Below are 17,516 nucleotides of genomic sequence, written 5' to 3'. Positions count from 1 at the left end.
AATCTTGACTAAGCTTTAGTTATGTCTCATAGACAAGGCAGTGTCTTGTATTTGTGATGTTGAATGTCAGGTGCCTATATTCACCCAGTCACCAGACGGCATTGCAGCATCAATTTTTTGGCTTCGGAAGCTTTCATGTCGATCATTGAATCACTATCGATGTTCCTGTTACCGGCGGCAAGCGAGCAGCTATTGCCAATGGGCTATATTGACCCCTGGCTCCAACTTTTGGCGGCCATGGCAGCGTTTATTGCCGCTTCCATGACCTTCATTCATCGTCCGCTGGAAGAAAAGAAACTGCATTGGTTCAAGGTGTCTCCAGTACCTATCAATGCACTGACACTGACGGTCGCCATGTCGTTGGTTCATGTTGCCAACGTTACAGCCAGTCCGACCTACCAGTCCTTGGGTTTCCAGCCAGCTCTGTTGTATCTGCCATTGGTGTTGACCTTCGGGCTCAACTTTTCTGCGCTCAGGATGATCTCGTTTGCCAAGAACAGTCCATTTCGAATCCTGGTGGCATCTGGCCTCATCACGCTGGCCATGGTATTGCAGAATCTGATGGCTTTTACTGGCGTGAATCTGACGTCAATCTATCAACTTGACGCCGCGATTTATTCTCTTGCTGTCGTGGTTTCAGGTTTTCTGGTGACCATTGCCCTTTGGAGCCGCTTTTCAACAGAGAAAACCGGGTTTTGGGATAAAAACCTTACTGCCGGGCTACTCAGCGGTGCTTGTTTAACGGTTGGCTCGCTGGTGATGGCGTTGGCGTCTTCAGAAGCGGTCGTGTTGTCGCGTCAGCCTCTTCGTGATGAAGCCCTTCTGTTCACTATTCTCGATGTGGTGCTGGTGCAGGCATTTCTTGCCATGTTTGTGATTGTCTTCAATCAGTTGGCTAATGCCTGGCTTTGCAGCCATGCTGAGGCGCACCTATTCAGCAAACGGGAGGAGCAGCTTTCCTCCATCCTGCAAACCGCGACGGAAGCCATTGTGGCGATTGACCGCAAAGGCAATATCACCTATTTCAACAAATCCGCCGAGCGTGTTTTCGGTTGGCACTCTACAGAAGTGCTTGGCAAAAATGTGCGTCTGTTGGTGACCGATGAGCATCAGCACCGCCACGATATGTACATTCACAACTTCCTCGAAAGGGGAGACGCATCCGTAGTGGGATCGGTACGGGAAGTCACGGCCAAACGGCGCGACGGTTCGCAACTGCCCGTCAGGTTGTCTATCGGCCATCATGGTTCTCAAGGGCAACATGAATTTGTTGCCGTGATTTCAGATATCTCGGAACAACGCAGTATGGCTTGGGCGCTTCGGGAAAATGCCAAACAGTACCGGGCGTTGGTTTCCAACCTACCATGTATGGCGTTCAGGGAAATGACCGGAGCGACCCGACATATCGTTTATATCAGTGACGCGGCGAAATCATTGACCGGGTATAGCGCATCTATCCTGACCGGGGAAAATGGCGTTTCCCATTTTGTCGACCGCATTCACCCCAGTGATACCGCCAGCTATCGAAAAGTGCGGGAGCTGGCTTCCCGGCGCAATGGAAAGTACGACTGTGAATACCGCTTTCTGACCCGGGATGATGAAGAGAAATGGTTCTGGGAAATTGGTCACAGCTACCGCGCGGAAGATGGCAGTACCTGGATAGACGGTGTGATCATTGATGTGACCGAAAAGCACGAAGCAGAAGAGGCGTTCGAGGAAAAACTGCGTCTTGCGGAAAAGGCGACTCAATCCAAAGCCTCTTTCCTTGCCAACATGAGCTACGAGTTCCGCTCACCCATGAATTCTATTCTTGGCCTGACGGAAGTCTTGATTGAAGAAACGGCAAGTCCTGCTCATCGACATCATCTGGAAGTGATTCGTGAGTCTGGCAACAGTCTGTTGAAGCTTATCAACGATATTCTCGATACGTCGAAACTGGAAAGCCAATCCCTGCCGCTCGATATCGCTGATTTCTCGCTGGTGCAGCTTTGCCGCCAGATTGAGTTCATCGCCCGAGAGACGGTTCAGGCGCGCGACCTTTACGTCAGCTTGCATTACAACGACGCACTCTGGGAGCACTATGTCGGTGACTCTCGACGCATTAAGCAGCTGCTGCAAAACCTGATGCGAAGCGCTCTGACCAAAACGGAAAAGGGCAACGTCGCCCTCCATGTTGTGCCAACCAATGACATCGTGCGCTTCGCGGTTGCCAGTTACGCCTATAACCAGAAAGAAACCAACCAGGAAGAAGCGGTGAACACCGGGCAGACACTTTCTGCGACACTGGTGACCCAGCTCATTGAGTTGATGGGAGGACACCTCTGGTTTGATGGCGAATCGATTCATGGCTCTGTGGTGTATGCCGATTTGCCCCTGATCCCGGCGCAAAGTTCCTCGAGAATGCGCGAGCTGCCTGCCGCCAATTACGCCTTGCCGCCGCTGGAAGTGTTGGTCATCGATGATGTGCAGCGCAACCAGCAGGAACTCAGGGATATGTTGCTCCGTCAGGGTGTGAAGGTGCTGACATTTACCGACCTTGAAGCGGCGGAAGATGTGTTGAAAACACAACCTGTGGATGCGGTTTTTCTCGATGCTTACCTCAGTGAAGAACATTATCCGTCCCCGCAAACCCTGCGTGCCTGGGCTGAGGTGTGTCGCAGTGAGCGACTGAAAGTGGTCGCGATGAAGCTAGCGGCAGACCCCACGACCGACAGCGAGTGGGAGGCACTAGGGTTTGATTACACCATCGACAAACCGTTTATCAGCAATGATGTCTTCGCTATGCTGGCAAACTGTTGTGGCGGGGAGGGCGCTGACAATGTTGCCGTACTCACTCCCCCGACTGATGAGGCCGAACTCTTTGATGATGCATGGGCATTCCAGCATTGGCCTACCACCGACATTTTGCTCAGTGTGATCCGGGAGTTCTACACCACCTATGGCGGGCTACCGGAGACCATCCAGCATCTTTTGCTAGAGCAGCCGGAAGCACTGGAGCCTTTATTGAAGCAAGCCAAAGAATCGGCGAAGTGCATCGGTTTTCCAGCGATAGAGCAGCGAGTGACTAAGTTGCTGGGTTATGTGGAAGCCGGTGATGTTGCAAAAGCGGAGTCTAAGTTGGAAGCCCTGCAGCAAACATTGCAAGAAACCTTTGACCGGGCGCTGGCTTACCTTGGCATCAGGGCTCACGAGCTGGAAGAAGGCGCGTTGGATAGCCCAATGTCCCAGGAACAGTTTGAACGCAAAACCGAGGTCTTCGTCAGCAAACTGGCTGAAGGTCAGTATGACGATGAACTCTATAAAGAACTGGTACCAATGATGGCGGGGCTGGTTCCCCCCACCTTGCTGTCGCAGTTTGTGGCATCGATAGAAAGTTTTGAGCTGGATGAAGCTTATCGACTGATTCTGGCCGTGACAGAACAAATGCCAATGTCACAGAACACAGGAGTACAAGGCTATGGCGTATAAAGTGCTTGTGGTGGATGATGAACCCAGCAATCTCCATGTGATGCGAACTATCTTGCAGTATCAATACACGCTGATTTTCGCCAAAAGTGGCGAGCGGGCGATTGAATTGGCAATGCAACAGCGCCCGGATTTGATTCTTCTGGATATCATGATGCCTGGCATGAATGGCTACGAAGTCTGCCGCGCACTGAAAACCGAAAAAGCAGTCAGCCATATTCCGATCATCATCGTATCGGCACTGGATGAATACCAAAGTGAAGTGGAAGGCTTGAAAAGCGGCGCGGCGGATTTCCTGATAAAGCCCGTGTCGCCAGAACTGGTAAAAAGCCGCGTCGCGAACCTTTTAGGGGAAGCACGAGCTACCATCATGCGGGAAAACTACCAACTGGTGATAAACCAAATTGCTGCAGTCGCCGCGCTTCACAACAACTACGTGGAAATCACCGCGCCCCGGATTGCAAAGTTTTGCGAGTGGTTGGCAGTAAAATATGGCCTGACCAAATCCAAAGCTGAGGACATTGGTCTGGCCTATCCGCTTTGTCAGATAGGGGAGCTTTGGGACGATGGCGGCAACAACACGACAGCAGAAAGTCGGAGTTTGCTGCTGCTATCAGAGGCCACCAAAGGATTTGCCTGTGTCGCCGCAACTTTGCTGACCTACAAAAATACCCGCTGGGATGGCTCCGGTTTCCCCGAAATTGAAGGGGATAAAATTCCTGAAGAATGCCGGGTGGTAACGGTGGCTGAAGCGATCGACAAAGAGATCGAAAACCTCGAAGGCAGCGTCTCAGAGAGGGTGAAAGGGGCGATTTTAGCGCTCTCCCAAGAAGCGGGAACCCTTGCTGACCCTAGGCTCATCCACATTCTGGACGAAAACAGCGAAGAGCTTTGTAGCCTCTACTTTGATTGGCTGGCCTCACCGTGGCCAACGCCCATTCTCCCTATCAACGAGTTCTGATGCAGTGTGAATAAGCCTGTGTTAGCATTTGCGCCCAGTCCCGCTGATGTATGGCGGGCAGGACGTGATGGGAACCTCTGTGCTGTTGATTATTGATAACTACGATTCATTTACCTACAACCTGTATCAGTACTTTTGTCAGTTGGGTGTCGAGGTCGAAGTGATCCGCAACGACGCCATTACCCTGGCCGACATTGAAGCCATGTCTCCTTCACATCTGGTCATCTCTCCAGGCCCTTGCACGCCGGATGATGCGGGTATCTCCCTTCAAGCGATTGAGCACTTTGCTGGAAAACTGCCGATTCTTGGCGTGTGTCTGGGACATCAGGCGCTGGCGCAAGTGTTTGGTGGCAAAGTGATCCGTGCCAAGCAGGTCATGCATGGTAAAACCAGTCCGGTTATCCATCGTAATCTCGGCGTGTTTCACTCGCTGAACAATCCGCTGACAGTAACCCGATACCACTCGTTGGTGGTGGAAGCGGATACATTGCCTGAGTGTTTTGAAGTGACGGCATGGACAGAAGTGGAAGGTGAGTTTGATGAAATCATGGGTATTCGCCATAAAACCCTCGACCTTGAAGGTGTGCAGTTTCACCCAGAAAGCATCTTGACCGAACAAGGCCACCAACTGCTGCAGAACTTCCTCTCCCGCAACTGAGCTCTCGTTTGGTTTACAGTGCTCAGACCTGTGTTGAAAGCCGATCATCATCACTCTTTTTACATTTTTGTTTCGCCGTTTTCCTACCGTTAACAGTGAAACCTTATTCACTCCCTTCGTGCTATCTCTCGTTTATTTCCCAACAGGAAAGACAGTCTTACCGCTTGTTCTATTAATCATTTACCCTTCTTCACGCATAAATATGGCACTTGTGTGAATTTCCCATAGTTTATTGCGCTAGATTATAAAATTTTCTGCTATTGATGCGGTTAATGAAATGTAAATACTATGCTTATAGCAGAATCGACAGAAGGATATGAGCGATGACAGCCGAACATAAAGTAGAACGTAAACTGTTCGATGAAGTGATGGTGCCATGTTATGCACCCATGAATATGATCCCGGACAGAGGCAAGGGTGCTCGTATTTGGGATCAGGATGATCGTGAATACATCGATTTTGCCGGCGGTATCGCCGTGAGCTGCTTGGGACATTGCCACCCAGTGATGGTGGATGCACTGAAAGCCCAAGCCGAAAAACTGTGGCACCTTAGTAATGTCATGACTAATGCACCTGCACTGCGTCTGGCGAAAAAGCTGACTGAAGTGAGTTTTGCTGAGCGTGTTTTCTTTGCTAACTCTGGTGCAGAAGCTAACGAAGCAGCGCTGAAACTGGCACGCCGCTGGGCCGTGGACGTCCACAGCCCAGAGAAGAGCGAAATCATCGCCTTTACCCAAGGTTTCCACGGCCGTACTTTCTTCACCGTCACCGTGGGTGGTCAGGCTGCATACTCCGATGGCTTCGGACCAAAACCGGGCAACGTCACCCACCTGCCTTACAACGATTTGGATGCACTGGCTGCCGCCATGTCTGACAAAACCTGCGCCATCATGATGGAACCACTGCAAGGTGAAGGCGGTATCGTCACCCCAGATCCCGCTTTCGTTCAAGGTGTTCGTGAGCTGTGTGACAAGCACAATGCTCTGCTGATTTTCGATGAAGTTCAGACAGGTAACGGCCGTACAGGGACTTTCTACGCGTATGAGCAAACCGGTGTGACGCCAGACATCCTGAGCACGGCGAAATCGCTGGGCGGTGGCATCCCAATTGGTGCCATGCTGACCACTGAAAAACTGGCTGCTCACATGAAAGTCGGTACCCATGGCTCCACTTACGGTGGTAACCCGCTGGCATGTGCGGTTGCCGAAGCGGTGGTGAACGAAGTGAGCAAGCCGGACGTGCTGGCTGGTGTGAAAGAGCGTGAAGGTTGGTTCCGTGAAGGGCTGGAAGCACTGAATGCGAAGTACAAGATGTTCAGCGAAATTCGCGGTAAAGGCCTGCTGATTGGTGCTGCCCTCAACGAGGAGTGGAAAGGGCGCGCCCGTGATGTGCTGCTGGCTGCTGGCGAAGAAGGTTTGCTGTTATTGGTTGCCGGTACCAATGTGGTACGTATGACCCCATCACTGGTTATCACCAAAGAAGAAGCAGAAGAAGGTTTAGCGCGACTGGATCGTGCACTGGCAAAACTGACGGCGGCATGATCGCCCAACGTTTTGACCACTCATTGCATCAGGAGGAAGTAAGATGCTGGTAATTCGACCAATCAGAGAAACGGATTTTGACGCCTTAATGCTTTGTGCAGAGGAGTCCGGACACGGTTTTACGTCGCTCCCTGTTGACGAAACCCTGATTAAAGGCCGTATTGATCACTCGCTGGACAGTTTCGCCCGTAACGCACAAGCACCGGGCATGGAAGGTTACCTGATGGTAGCGGAAGACACTGAAACTGGCGAAGTGGCAGGCACCACCGGCATTGAAGCGGCCATCGGGTTGGACAACCCGTTTTACAGCTACCACATCAGTAAAATCGTTCACCATTCACGTCGTCTGGATGTGCATAACGTGGTGGAAGTACTGACCTTCGGGAATAACTACACGGGTGCAACGGAAATTTGCACCCTGTTCCTACGCCCTGAGTTCCGTCAGGGGCTGAACGGTAAATTACTGTCTAAATGCCGCTTCCTGATGTTGGCCCAGTTCCCGGAAAAATTCTCCGACGTCATCTTCGCAGAAATGCGCGGTGTATCTGATGAAGACGGAAACTCGCCATTCTGGGCTTGGCTTAAAGAGCATTTCTTCTCGATTGATTTCACCTTGGCAGACTACCTGACAGGAACGGGCCAGAAAGGCTTCATCGCTGATCTGATGCCTAAGCTGCCAATCTACGTGAGTCTATTGAGTGAAGAAGCGCGTGAAGTGATTGGACAGGTGCATGAGAAAACCCGTCCGGCACTTCGCCTTCTGGAAAAAGAAGGTTTCACTTGCCGTGGCTATGTCGACATTTTCGATGCTGGCCCAACGGTAGAGTGCCTTCGCCAGAACATAGATTCTATTCGGCGGTCATTCACCGCAAGAGTGAAGATCGCCGAGCACAGCAGCGCACAGGATTATTTGATCTGTAACAGTGACTTTGAAAACTTCCGCGCCACTGCAACCAAGGTTGGTGTCGATGAAGAGCGCAATGAAGTGCTCATCAGCAAGGAAGTGGCAGAAGCGCTGTTTGTACAAGATGGAGATACCGTGCGTCTGGTGTCGGTTTAGGAGAGACGATCAATGACACAATGGATTGAGAACAAAGCCATTGAGGGTAAGGGCGACGCGTTCGAATCGCTCAACCCATTTAACAGCGAAGCGGTCTGGTCCGGCAAAGCGGCCACGCCTGAGCAAGTGGAAGCGGCGGTTGATGCCGCGCGTTGTGCGTTTATCAGCTGGAAAAAAACGCCGTTTACCGAGCGCCAGGCGCTGGTGGAGCGTTTCGCGGAAAAAGTAAAAGAAAATAGCGAGCATATTGCGAAAGTGATCGCTGAAGAAACAGGTAAACCACTGTGGGAAACGCGCACAGAAGCGGCGGCCATGGTCGGAAAAATCGGTATCTCTTTGCGTGCCTATCAGGAACGTACTGGTGAACGGGCAAAAGACGTAGCGGGCACACAAGCGGTGCTGCGTCATCGCCCGCTGGGTGTGATGGCGGTATTTGGCCCATATAACTTCCCTGGGCACTTGCCGAATGGTCACATTGTTCCGGCATTACTAGCGGGTAACACTGTGGTGTTCAAACCCTCAGATCTGACGCCGAAAACGGCCGAAGAAACCTTGAAGCTTTGGATTGAAGCGGGTCTGCCGGAAGGCGTGATCAACATGGTTCAGGGTGGTCGAGAAACCGGTGAAGCGCTGGCGCAATCAAAAGGCATTGATGGCCTGCTGTTTACCGGCAGCGCCAATACTGGCCATATCCTTCACCGTCAGTTCGCGGGTCAGCCGGGCAAAATGCTGGCGCTCGAAATGGGCGGCAACAACCCGATGGTGATTTCCAATGACTACGGCGAAGTAGATGCCACGGCATACACCATCATCCAGTCAGCCTTTATCAGTGCAGGCCAGCGTTGTACCTGTGCCCGTCGACTCTATGTACCTAAGGGTGACAAGGGCGATGCCTTGCTTTCCCGTTTGGTCGAGATGACCAAGAACATCCGCGTCGGTGGCCAGTTCGATGAGCCAGCACCGTTTATGGGCGCGCAGATTTCTGTTCGCGCCGCAGAAGGCATTCTGGCTGCGCAGGCGAATCTTGAGTCTCTGGGTGGCGAACCACTGCTGAAAGCCGAGTTGCTGCACGATGCTGTGGTGTCTCCAGGCATCATTGAAGTGAGCAAAGTCGCTGAGCTGCCAGATGAAGAATACTTCGGTCCGCTACTACAGGTGGTTCGTTATGATTCGCTGGAACAGGCCGTCGAGCTTGCCAATGACACCCGCTACGGACTGTCCGCAGGTCTGGTGTCCACGGATGATGCGGAGTGGGATTACTTCCTCGACCATATCCGCGCAGGCATTGTAAACCGCAACCGACAGTTGACGGGCGCAAGTGGTGATGCACCGTTTGGTGGACCTGGCGCGTCGGGTAACCTTCGTCCAAGCGCTTACTACGCGGCAGACTACTGCGCTTACCCGATGGCATCGATGGAAGGTGAAGACGTTTCACTGCCAGCACAATTGAGCCCAGGGCTCTCGCTTTAATATTCCGCAATCACAAGCATTCAGGAGGATGTGATGGAACGCGTTCAGGCTTTATTCGACGGACTTTGGAAAGATTACACTGCACGCCTGTGCCCTTCAGCCGCAAAGGTTCATCAACTGCTGGAAGAAGGCACGCCGCTGCTGAATGACCACATTGCACTGCGTACCTTTGCGTTGCCAAAAGTGGGTCTCGACAGGCTGGCTGCGCCTTTCATTGCTATCGGCTATGAGCCAAAGGGCGAATATGAATTCAAAGCTAAGAAGCTGTTCGCACGCCATTTTGAACATCCGAACCCTGATGCACCTAAAGTTTTCATCAGTGAGCTGTTGGTCGGTCAATGCTCTTCAGAGCTTCAACTGGCAGTTCGCTCGCTGGTGGACCAAGTGGATGATGCCGCATTAAATGATCCTGCTTTCCTTTACGGTGGCCGTTTGTGGGATATCGACTTTGATACTTACAAGAAACTGGCTGATGAAAGTGAATATGCAGGCTGGTTGTCAGCGCATGGCTTTGGCGCCAACCATTTTACTGTCAGTGTGAATCAGCTGAGTACGTTGGACACAGTAAAAGGCGTCAATGACCTGCTGCGCCAGTCTGGCTTTGCCATCAATGAGTCTGGCGGGGAAGTGAAAGGTAGTCCGGAAGTGTGTCTGGAGCAGTCATCGACCATGGCTGACAAAGTGAGTGTGGTTTTCAGCGACGGCGAACAAACCATTCCTGGCGGATTCTACGAATTTGCCAAGCGTTACCCGCTGGCTGACGGCTCTCTCTACCAAGGTTTTGTCGAAGCATCAGCAGACAAAATCTTCGAGAGTACCGATCAGTAACGCTTCATCAGTGAAAGGCTAACTCAGTAGGATTGCGTGGTTGGCCAATCTTCCGCTGAAGGCGTGTCTAAACGACGTCTGTCTTCGCCTAGCATGCACTGAATGTGGTAGTGCGATGGGTCGCTAAAGCCAGTCAACTCAGTGCTGAGGTGGCCCGGGGTAGCGGAAACTGGCGTTTGCTGAGACGGTTGTGAAAAGTGCTGGATTTCCATGTCCATGTCGATGTTCCCTAATACAACGACTGCATGCGAATGCATACATAGCTTGCATTGAAAATTAGCACTGAATAATGACATTCGCTGGAAAATCGACGTGATCACGATCACGCTGCAAACAAAAAAGCCACCGCATAAACGGTGGCTTTCTTTTTAGGCTGAGTACGCTTAGCGAGTACCGTATACCACGATGGTTTTACCGTGTGCAGAAATCAGGTTCTGTTCTTCCAGCATCTTCAGGATGCGGCCAACGGTTTCACGTGAACAGCCAACGATTTGACCAATTTCCTGACGGGTGATCTTGATTTGCATACCGTCTGGGTGAGTCATTGCGTCTGGTTGTTTTGCCAGGTTCAGCAGCGTCTGAGCGATGCGACCAGTTACGTCCAGGAACGCCAAGTCACCAACTTTCTGGCTGGTCACTTGCAGACGGCGAGCCATCTGAGAAGACAAGCGCATCAGGATGTCTGGGTTAACTTGGATCAGCTGGCGGAATTTCTTGAATGAGATTTCTGCAACTTCACATGGAGATTTTGCGCGAACCCAAGCGGTACGCTCCTGATCTTCCTCAAATAGGCCAAGTTCGCCAATGAAGTCGCCCTGGTTGAGGTAAGAGAGGATCATCTCTTTGCCTTCTTCATCCTTGATCAGTACAGCCACAGAGCCTTTCACGATGTAGTACAGCGTTTCTGCTTTCTCACCCGCGTGGATAAGAGTACTTTTCGAAGGGTACTTATGAATGTGGCAGTGTGAAAGGAACCACTCTAGTGTTGGGTCTGTTTGAGGTTTTCCTGGAACCATATATCTCATTTCCTCTGCAGTTGTTGCCTGATGAGTCTTCCTTAGCCCACCGTCCTGCGGCACAAGTCCGTTGGATAGCATAAAGTGTCGGCAGTCAGGCTACAAGCTCTCTGTTTGAGTCATTGAGTTTATCCTTTTTCCAGCACGATTTCTTGATTTTGATATGGACTTCTCCCCCTATTAAAGGCTAAAAACGTGGACAAGATCACGACCCTGAAAGTAAATGGAGGTAAGAAATGCAAGCAAGCGTCAAATGGTGTGGAAATGAGACCTTCCTCGGACTGTCAAATTCCGGCCATAGCATTGTGATGGATGGAAACGGTGGTGCAAATGCCCCAAGTCCGATGGAAATGGTGCTGATGGGCGCGGGCGGATGTAGCTCTGTCGACGTGGTTGCAGCACTGAAAGAAGGTGCACAGCAGGTGGTTTCTTTTGTGGCTGAGCTAAGTGCTGAACGCCGTGAGCAAGCACCAAAGCTGTTTACCAAAATCAATATTCACTTTGTCGTGACAGGTAAAGCGCTTGATGAAAGCCTGGTAGCCTCTGCGGTGAAAGACAGCCTCGAGAAATACTGCTCTGTTTGCTTGATGCTAGGTGCAGGAGTGGAAATGACCCACAGTTATGAGGTGATTGAGGCGGCTTGATCATGTAACAAAAAGCCTGAACATCAAACGGTAAGAATGAAAAGGAGGGGTAGCCCTCCTTTAGTTTATCTGTGGTGTGTCGAGATCATCAGACAGAGCATTTCTCACCTCATCACTGATCGTCACGCTGAGTTCGAGTGCAGGATGATCAACGCCCGCGGTCAGTGCGTCACCTTTTTTCAGGGCGGTGATCATCGGGGGTGTCAGCTCGAATCGCATAAAGTGCACGCTCGAGGTTTTTTCGTCATTGTCGCGTTCAAGGTCCTCATCGCAGATAGGGTAAACCTTCGCATCGTTGCCGACTCTCAGCCAGACCTTGTTCTCCACGCCAATGAGCTTGGCGAGTTCTACTTTCCTGATTTCTGGGTCAGCATACTCAATCATCATGGTAGCTTTCAGATTGCTGCCATCAGGGATCAGAGGATTGTAGGCATCCAATTCTTCCGCAATGCCCTCTGGCTCGAAGATGCGTTCAATACGCAGCATTTCCTGAATCTGGTATTGGATGGTCTGACGGTTTTCAAAAATCAGCCTTGCATGATCACCAAGCTTCACGAAGCGGTGTTTTTTGTGCTCCATGATTTGGTGGCGGAATTGGGCGCGTGCACGGGCGTAATCCTCCAGCGTCATTAAGTCATCTGCAGTCAGTTTTTCCATGGTTTTCGCTCCCTGTTACAGGCCGTAGGCCTTCCTTAATAAGGTCATGGGGTGAATGGGTTTATCCACCTCCGCCAGTTTGGCAATGTGCGCACCTGCCATCGGGCAGTCACTGGCAAAGTAGTCGGCGTTGGCTTGTTTCACTTTCTTTGCCACGGGACGACCAATTTTCACTGCCTTGTCATGCGTTTCCACTTTCACCGCGTAAGTCCCGTCGTGACCCGAACAGCGTTGCTCCGGTGCAACCTGAGTGCCAGGCACCAAACGGAGTAGATCTGCGGTTTTTAGGCCAATATTCTGCACGCGAAGATGACAGGCAACGTGGTAGCTGATGTCACCAAGCGGCGTATCGAACTCGGTGTTGAGTTTGCCGGCTTTGTGGCGAAGCATCAGGTATTCGAAGGGGTCATAGAAGGCATCACGGACTTTGGCGACATCCGGGTCATTGGGAAACAAGAGCGGAAGCTCCTGTTTGAACATCAGCACGCAGGATGGTACCGGTGCGATAAGGTCGAACCCTTTCTCCACCATCGCAAGAAGCTGCGGAATATTTTCTTCTTTGGCGCGCTGAACGCTTTCTAAATCGCCCAGTTCCATTTTGGGCATACCGCAGCAACGCTCTTTGCCGACCACTTCGATATGGATATTGTTCTTCTGAAAGACCTTGTAGAAATCCTCACCGAGTTCTGGACTGTTGTAGTTGCCGTAACAGGTGGTGAACATAGCCACCTTCCCTGTGGTTTCGCCAACAGGTTCTGGCGTGATGTCTTTCACCATTGAGGCAACACGTTTTCGCATGGTGTTGCTGTCGTATGTCGGCACAATAGCGTCTTTGTGCACGCCGGCTTTCTCAAGCACGCTTCTAAATGCATTGTTTTTGTTCATCGCGTTCACGGTGACATCCACGATGGGAATCGTTGCCATGCCACCTACCATATCTGTGCTGGAAAGCAGTTTGTCCCGCAGCGATGCACCTTGCTCGTGGAATTTCACCGCTTTGGCGCGAAGCATCAGGTGAGGGAAGTCTATTTCCCACTCATGCGGCGGAACATAGGGGCATTTGGTCATATAACACATGTCACAGAGGTAGCATTGATCTGCGACTTTCTGGTAATCCTTCTTATCAACGCCATCGACTTCGAAGGTTTCGGATTCATCAATGAGGTCAAACAGGGTGGGGAATGAATCGCAGAGGCTCACGCAGCGGCGGCAGCCGTGGCAAACGTCAAAGACGCGCTCCATTTCTGCTTCGAGCTTTTCGCGATCGTAAAAGTCTGGGGATTGCCACTCAATTGCGTGGCGGGTGGGGGCGTCAATGCCTCCTTCGCGTTTTTCTTTCATGACGTGTCCCTGCTACTGGTTGTGCCGGTTTTCGGCAGTCACTGTGCGTTATCGTCATTAGCGCCTATTGCGCTCTGAAAGGGCGGACTGGCCGCCCTTTTTGTGCGACTAGCTGTCGAGGTTGTCGAGTGCTTTCTGGAAGCGGTTCGCGTGGCTTCGCTCTGCTTTGGCGAGCGTTTCAAACCAGTCCGCGATCTCATCGAAACCTTCGTCGCGCGCCGTGGCGGCCATGCCCGGATACATATCGGTGTATTCGTGGGTTTCACCGGCAATCGACGCTTTGAGGTTTTCTGCTGTGTTACCCATAGGTAACCCTGTCGCAGGGTCGCCCACCTCCTCTAGGTATTCCAGATGGCCGTGTGCGTGGCCCGTTTCACCCTCGGCCGTTGAGCGGAAAACGGCGGCGACATCGTTGTAGCCTTCAATGTCTGCTTTTGATGCGAAATAGAGATATCGACGGTTTGCCTGACTTTCACCGGCAAAGGCGTCTTTGAGGTTTTGCTCGGTTTTGGTTCCTTTCAGTGACATGGCTCTGTCCTCTTTTATGACATTGTCTTGCTTCTGCTGGTTAAAAAGTAACCAGTAAGATTAAGTTAAGGACAGGTTTGTTATTCGGTCTAATGAATAAAAACGTAATCCGCGATAGATTTTATCGATGGCGGATTACGTTTAAACGTGGTAGATGAGTTCAGTGGTACTAGCTGATTTTGCCGGTTTCAATCAGCTGCTGGATAAGGGGACGAATAATCAGTTCCATGGCGAAACTCATCTTGCCGCCCGGCACAACCAGGGTGTTATGACGGGACATAAAAGAACCTTGGATCATTGAGAGCAGATAAGGGAAATCGACTTTCTTGATGCCACGGAAACGGATCACCACAAAACTTTCATCCAAGCTTGGGATGCCTTTTGCGTTGAGTGGATTCGAAGTATCTACCGTCGGGACACGCTGGAAGTTGATGTGGGTTCGGCTGAACTGCGGTGTGATGTAGTTCAGGTAGTCGTCCATCGAACGAACAATGGAATCCATTACCGCTTCGCGAGAATGCCCGCGGTCGCGGGTGTCGCGGACAAACTTCTGGATCCACTCCAGGTTCACGATTGGCACCATACCGATCAGCAGATCGACGTGCTGGGCGACGTTAATCTCACCTTCTACCACACCGCCGTGAAGTCCTTCATAGAACATCAAGTCAGTGTTTTCCGGCAAGTCCTGCCAAGCTGTAAAGGTGCCCGGCATTTGGTTGTAAGGTACCGCTTCATCAAAGGTATGGAGATAACGGCGAAACTGCCCCGTGCCTTCCTCACCGTATTCCTTGAAGAAAGATTCGAGCCTTGGGAAGTCGTTGGCAGTTGGGCCGAAGTAACTGATATGACGGCCCTGTTCTTTGGCTTTACGGATTTCCACGTCCATTTCAGGACGGGTATACCGATGAAAACTGTCACCTTCCACCCAAGCGGCGCTAATCTTCATCATGTTGAAAATCTTGCGGAATGCGTCTGAGGTGGTGGTCGTCCCTGCGCCGGACGAACCGGTGACTGCAATAATGGGGTGCTTTGCAGACATGACAAACCCTGTCAATTTAGAAAGATGGCAACAGTTAACAGGGTCTCGATGGCTTGGTCAAGCGATGGATATTAGGCAAGTGATCGCACAGGTTTGATATCCACCGTTTCGTGTAACTCAGAAAACACCACAACGGCTTCTTTGTTTTTGAGCAGATTGTAGACCTGTTCCACCTTTTCCTCGAAGCTTGCTTCCTGCTCGCCGTAATCTGTCCCTTCACGCAGCACAAAGTGCTCAATCAGGTTTCTAAGGGTCTCTTCGGGGATCTCTTGCCAGGGAACAATCATGGTGGCTTTACCTACTACAAAAAACGGTGCCGGAAGGTGGCGTTAAACACGATATCCGTGCTGTTATCGTGATTGAACATATTCTCTATAGCCACCAATTCTATCGCACTGTTATTAAAAAGGTAGCGATAACCCAGCGCAAACTCGTGCACCAAGGCATTAAGTTCACCCAGCCCTGCACCGGCTGCTTTGCCTTGCGATATCAGGTATTCGCCTATCAGCTCATGATGCGTGAACCATTGATACTGGTAGCTGATACCCGCGTTAATACCCCAGGGTTTTACCTCAACAAAATGCTGGGGTTTATCCGGTCGGTGGACGAGCGACACCATGGCGGTCAGCCGGTGTTTCTCTCTTTGGTAGCCATAGTTGAGCTGAGCAGACTGCTCGAAGGAAGTGTTGGCAAACACGCCATGGCTGACCCGGTTAAAGAACAGGGTGACACCCGCACTCACCGCATGGTGCATGTCTTCATAGAGTGTTTGCTCGCCATACAGATTGATGGCACTGAGTAAGGGATCGCCAGTGAAGTCTTCGACTGGCGCGTCCATGGTGCTGGGGACATAGATATAGAACCTGTCTTCATCGACTTCGGTGCGACCGTTTTGGTCGATGCCAAAAATGCTATGGAACTTTTCCGTTAGGCCATCCAATCGGTTGTTTGCCGCATAGCGGTATTGCAGCCAAACCCCAATCCGTTTTTCCTCATCCAGCGCATGAACGAAGCCGCCCATAAACTGGTTGTGATAGTAGTCGAAGTTGTATTCCTGTGAAGGTGCCCAAACGCTGCCAATAGCGACGGAAGCGAAGGCATCTGTTTGTCCCGCTTTTAATTGAAACGGGTCTTGGAGTATCGGTGTGAGCCCAGTGGTTTGCAGCGGTGCCTGACTTTGGGCAATCAGCGGCCCAAAGCGCAAAGGGTCTGTGTTTTCTGCCTGCGCAGCGAAGGGGAGCCACCATAGCAGCATAAAAGCAGTGCGAGATATTGCCATCGTCCACCTCTCTCGCCCTGCTTTCTTGGTGTTATTGCGCCTTTATTCGGCGTCGATGTGCAAGGCTAACCAGCGTGGCACCTCTTTTTCCAGCCAGAAGTCTGGTGCATTCAAGGTACCGGAGACAAATCCGACGTGACCGCCATATTCGGTCAGGTGATAGTCAATGTTGTCCGGTAGCGGCGCTTTGGGGATCACCGCTTCCGTCATAAAGGGATCATCTTTAGCATGGATCACTTTGAGCGGAGCCGCAATTTCCTGCAACACACCTAAGCCACTGCATTGGCGATAATAATCCTCAGCATCGTTGAATCCGTGCAGTGGTGCAGTGACGGTTTGGTCGAACTGATAGAGGTTCGATATCGCCACTTTCTCCCCGCTTTTCAAGTGCCCGATTTGCGGGTGGCGGGCAAGCTTGTTACCGAGGGTGCGGTTCATTGAGCGGAGCAGATACGCTTGATAGACGCGGGAAAACCCCTTACGAATGCGACTTGAACATGCCGCCAGATCCAAAGGTGGACTGATGACACATCCAGCTTTGATGATGGGATCGTCTTTAAACTCTGCCAGATAGCGCACCAGCATGTTGCCACCGAGGGAGACGCCGGTAGCGACTTTGGTATTGGCAGGGAATCGTTTGTTTAGATACTCGAGGAAAAAGCGGGCATCCCCCGTTTCACCAGAGTGATAGCTGCGTGGCATTTTGTTCAGCGAGCCGCTACAGCCGCGAAAGTGCATTAAAACACCGACCCAACCTTGCTGTTTAAAGGCATTGAGCAATCCGTTGGCATAAGGGCTGTAAAAACACCCGGCAAGGCCGTGAAACAGCACCACAATAGGTTTGTCACCAACGCTGGCGGGGTCTTGCGTCCAGCTGATATCCAGAAAATCCCTATCCGGCGTTTCAAGGCGTTGCCAGACCGGTTCAAAGACCGCTTTCCTGCGCAAAAAGCGCGGAAGCAGGGTTTGGACATGTGGGTTTTTGCCGCCTTTCATCGGCACGAAAGGCTTGCTTGCTGTTTGTTCCAT

At 51.5% G+C, this 17,516-nt stretch carries 17 protein-coding genes; 8 read left to right on the top strand and 9 right to left on the bottom strand.

Annotated features, from left to right (window positions below; genetic code table 11):
- Nucleotides 1-135: 135 nt before the first annotated feature.
- The 7 genes from QL223_RS13760 to QL223_RS13730 all read left to right on the top strand — a co-directional run bounded on the left by QL223_RS13760 (nucleotide 136) and on the right by QL223_RS13730 (nucleotide 9,983).
- Nucleotides 136-3,468 (top strand): PAS domain S-box protein, encoded by a 3,333-nt coding sequence (locus QL223_RS13760; protein WP_281545063.1) that lies wholly within the window; start codon nucleotides 136-138, stop codon nucleotides 3,466-3,468.
- Entirely contained in the window at nucleotides 3,458-4,426 is a 969-nt protein-coding gene (locus tag QL223_RS13755; protein ID WP_281545062.1) for a response regulator, read from the top strand. The genes QL223_RS13760 and QL223_RS13755 overlap by 11 nt, the downstream gene beginning before the upstream one ends.
- Nucleotides 4,427-4,505: 79 nt before the next feature.
- On the top strand, nucleotides 4,506-5,084 hold the full coding sequence (locus tag QL223_RS13750) for an aminodeoxychorismate/anthranilate synthase component II (RefSeq protein ID WP_281545141.1): 579 nt from the start codon (nucleotides 4,506-4,508) through the stop codon (nucleotides 5,082-5,084).
- 323 nt (nucleotides 5,085-5,407) lie between these two features.
- Entirely contained in the window at nucleotides 5,408-6,625 is a 1,218-nt protein-coding gene (locus QL223_RS13745; protein WP_281545061.1) for an aspartate aminotransferase family protein, read from the top strand.
- A 43-nt stretch (nucleotides 6,626-6,668) separates the two neighbouring features.
- A complete protein-coding gene (gene astA / locus QL223_RS13740) occupies nucleotides 6,669-7,685 on the top strand; it encodes an arginine N-succinyltransferase (RefSeq protein ID WP_002535206.1) in 1,017 nt (338 codons plus the stop codon).
- Between the two features lie 12 nt (nucleotides 7,686-7,697).
- Nucleotides 7,698-9,155: a succinylglutamate-semialdehyde dehydrogenase gene (gene astD / locus QL223_RS13735; protein WP_281545060.1), complete on the top strand. Its 1,458-nt coding sequence runs from the start codon at nucleotides 7,698-7,700 to the stop codon at nucleotides 9,153-9,155.
- 33 nt (nucleotides 9,156-9,188) lie between these two features.
- Nucleotides 9,189-9,983: a DUF1338 domain-containing protein gene (locus QL223_RS13730; RefSeq protein ID WP_002535203.1), complete on the top strand. Its 795-nt coding sequence runs from the start codon at nucleotides 9,189-9,191 to the stop codon at nucleotides 9,981-9,983.
- Between the two features lie 23 nt (nucleotides 9,984-10,006).
- On the opposite strand, the gene QL223_RS13725 is transcribed toward QL223_RS13730, so the two are convergent.
- Both QL223_RS13725 and crp read right to left on the bottom strand, forming a co-directional pair.
- Nucleotides 10,007-10,240 carry a hypothetical protein gene (locus tag QL223_RS13725; protein WP_231590855.1) on the bottom strand — a complete coding sequence of 78 codons (234 nt, stop codon included), beginning with the start codon at nucleotides 10,238-10,240 and terminating at the stop codon, nucleotides 10,007-10,009.
- A gap of 126 nt (nucleotides 10,241-10,366) precedes the next feature.
- Nucleotides 10,367-10,999, bottom strand: coding sequence for a cAMP-activated global transcriptional regulator CRP (gene crp / locus QL223_RS13720; RefSeq protein ID WP_002535199.1), 633 nt, complete (start codon nucleotides 10,997-10,999; stop codon nucleotides 10,367-10,369).
- Nucleotides 11,000-11,235: 236 nt separating this feature from the next.
- On the opposite strand from crp, the gene QL223_RS13715 reads away from it, so the two are divergent.
- Complete coding sequence (locus QL223_RS13715; RefSeq protein ID WP_281545059.1) at nucleotides 11,236-11,643, top strand: OsmC family protein; 408 nt, start codon at nucleotides 11,236-11,238, stop codon at nucleotides 11,641-11,643.
- 60 nt (nucleotides 11,644-11,703) lie between these two features.
- Here the strand turns inward: QL223_RS13715 and QL223_RS13710 are convergent, their stop codons facing one another.
- The 7 genes from QL223_RS13710 to QL223_RS13680 form a co-directional block, all read right to left on the bottom strand.
- Nucleotides 11,704-12,300: a DUF3501 family protein gene (locus QL223_RS13710; protein ID WP_281545058.1), complete on the bottom strand. Its 597-nt coding sequence runs from the start codon at nucleotides 12,298-12,300 to the stop codon at nucleotides 11,704-11,706.
- A 15-nt stretch (nucleotides 12,301-12,315) separates the two neighbouring features.
- Entirely contained in the window at nucleotides 12,316-13,641 is a 1,326-nt protein-coding gene (locus QL223_RS13705) for a heterodisulfide reductase-related iron-sulfur binding cluster (protein WP_281545057.1), read from the bottom strand.
- A gap of 108 nt (nucleotides 13,642-13,749) precedes the next feature.
- Nucleotides 13,750-14,169 carry a rubrerythrin family protein gene (locus QL223_RS13700; protein WP_002535192.1) on the bottom strand — a complete coding sequence of 140 codons (420 nt, stop codon included), beginning with the start codon at nucleotides 14,167-14,169 and terminating at the stop codon, nucleotides 13,750-13,752.
- Nucleotides 14,170-14,338: 169 nt separating this feature from the next.
- Nucleotides 14,339-15,208: a phosphoribulokinase gene (locus tag QL223_RS13695; protein WP_251877191.1), complete on the bottom strand. Its 870-nt coding sequence runs from the start codon at nucleotides 15,206-15,208 to the stop codon at nucleotides 14,339-14,341.
- 71 nt (nucleotides 15,209-15,279) lie between these two features.
- Nucleotides 15,280-15,495, bottom strand: coding sequence for a YheU family protein (locus QL223_RS13690; protein WP_002535189.1), 216 nt, complete (start codon nucleotides 15,493-15,495; stop codon nucleotides 15,280-15,282).
- A gap of 14 nt (nucleotides 15,496-15,509) precedes the next feature.
- Nucleotides 15,510-16,487, bottom strand: coding sequence for a DUF3187 family protein (locus QL223_RS13685; RefSeq protein ID WP_281545056.1), 978 nt, complete (start codon nucleotides 16,485-16,487; stop codon nucleotides 15,510-15,512).
- A 42-nt stretch (nucleotides 16,488-16,529) separates the two neighbouring features.
- On the bottom strand, nucleotides 16,530-17,516 hold the full coding sequence (locus QL223_RS13680) for a hydrolase (protein ID WP_281545055.1): 987 nt from the start codon (nucleotides 17,514-17,516) through the stop codon (nucleotides 16,530-16,532).

The organism is Grimontia sp. SpTr1 (assembly GCF_947387585.1).
Taxonomy (GTDB): Bacteria; Pseudomonadota; Gammaproteobacteria; order Enterobacterales; family Vibrionaceae; genus Enterovibrio; species Enterovibrio indicus.
This window is presented reverse-complemented; position numbering and strand designations above follow the sequence as displayed.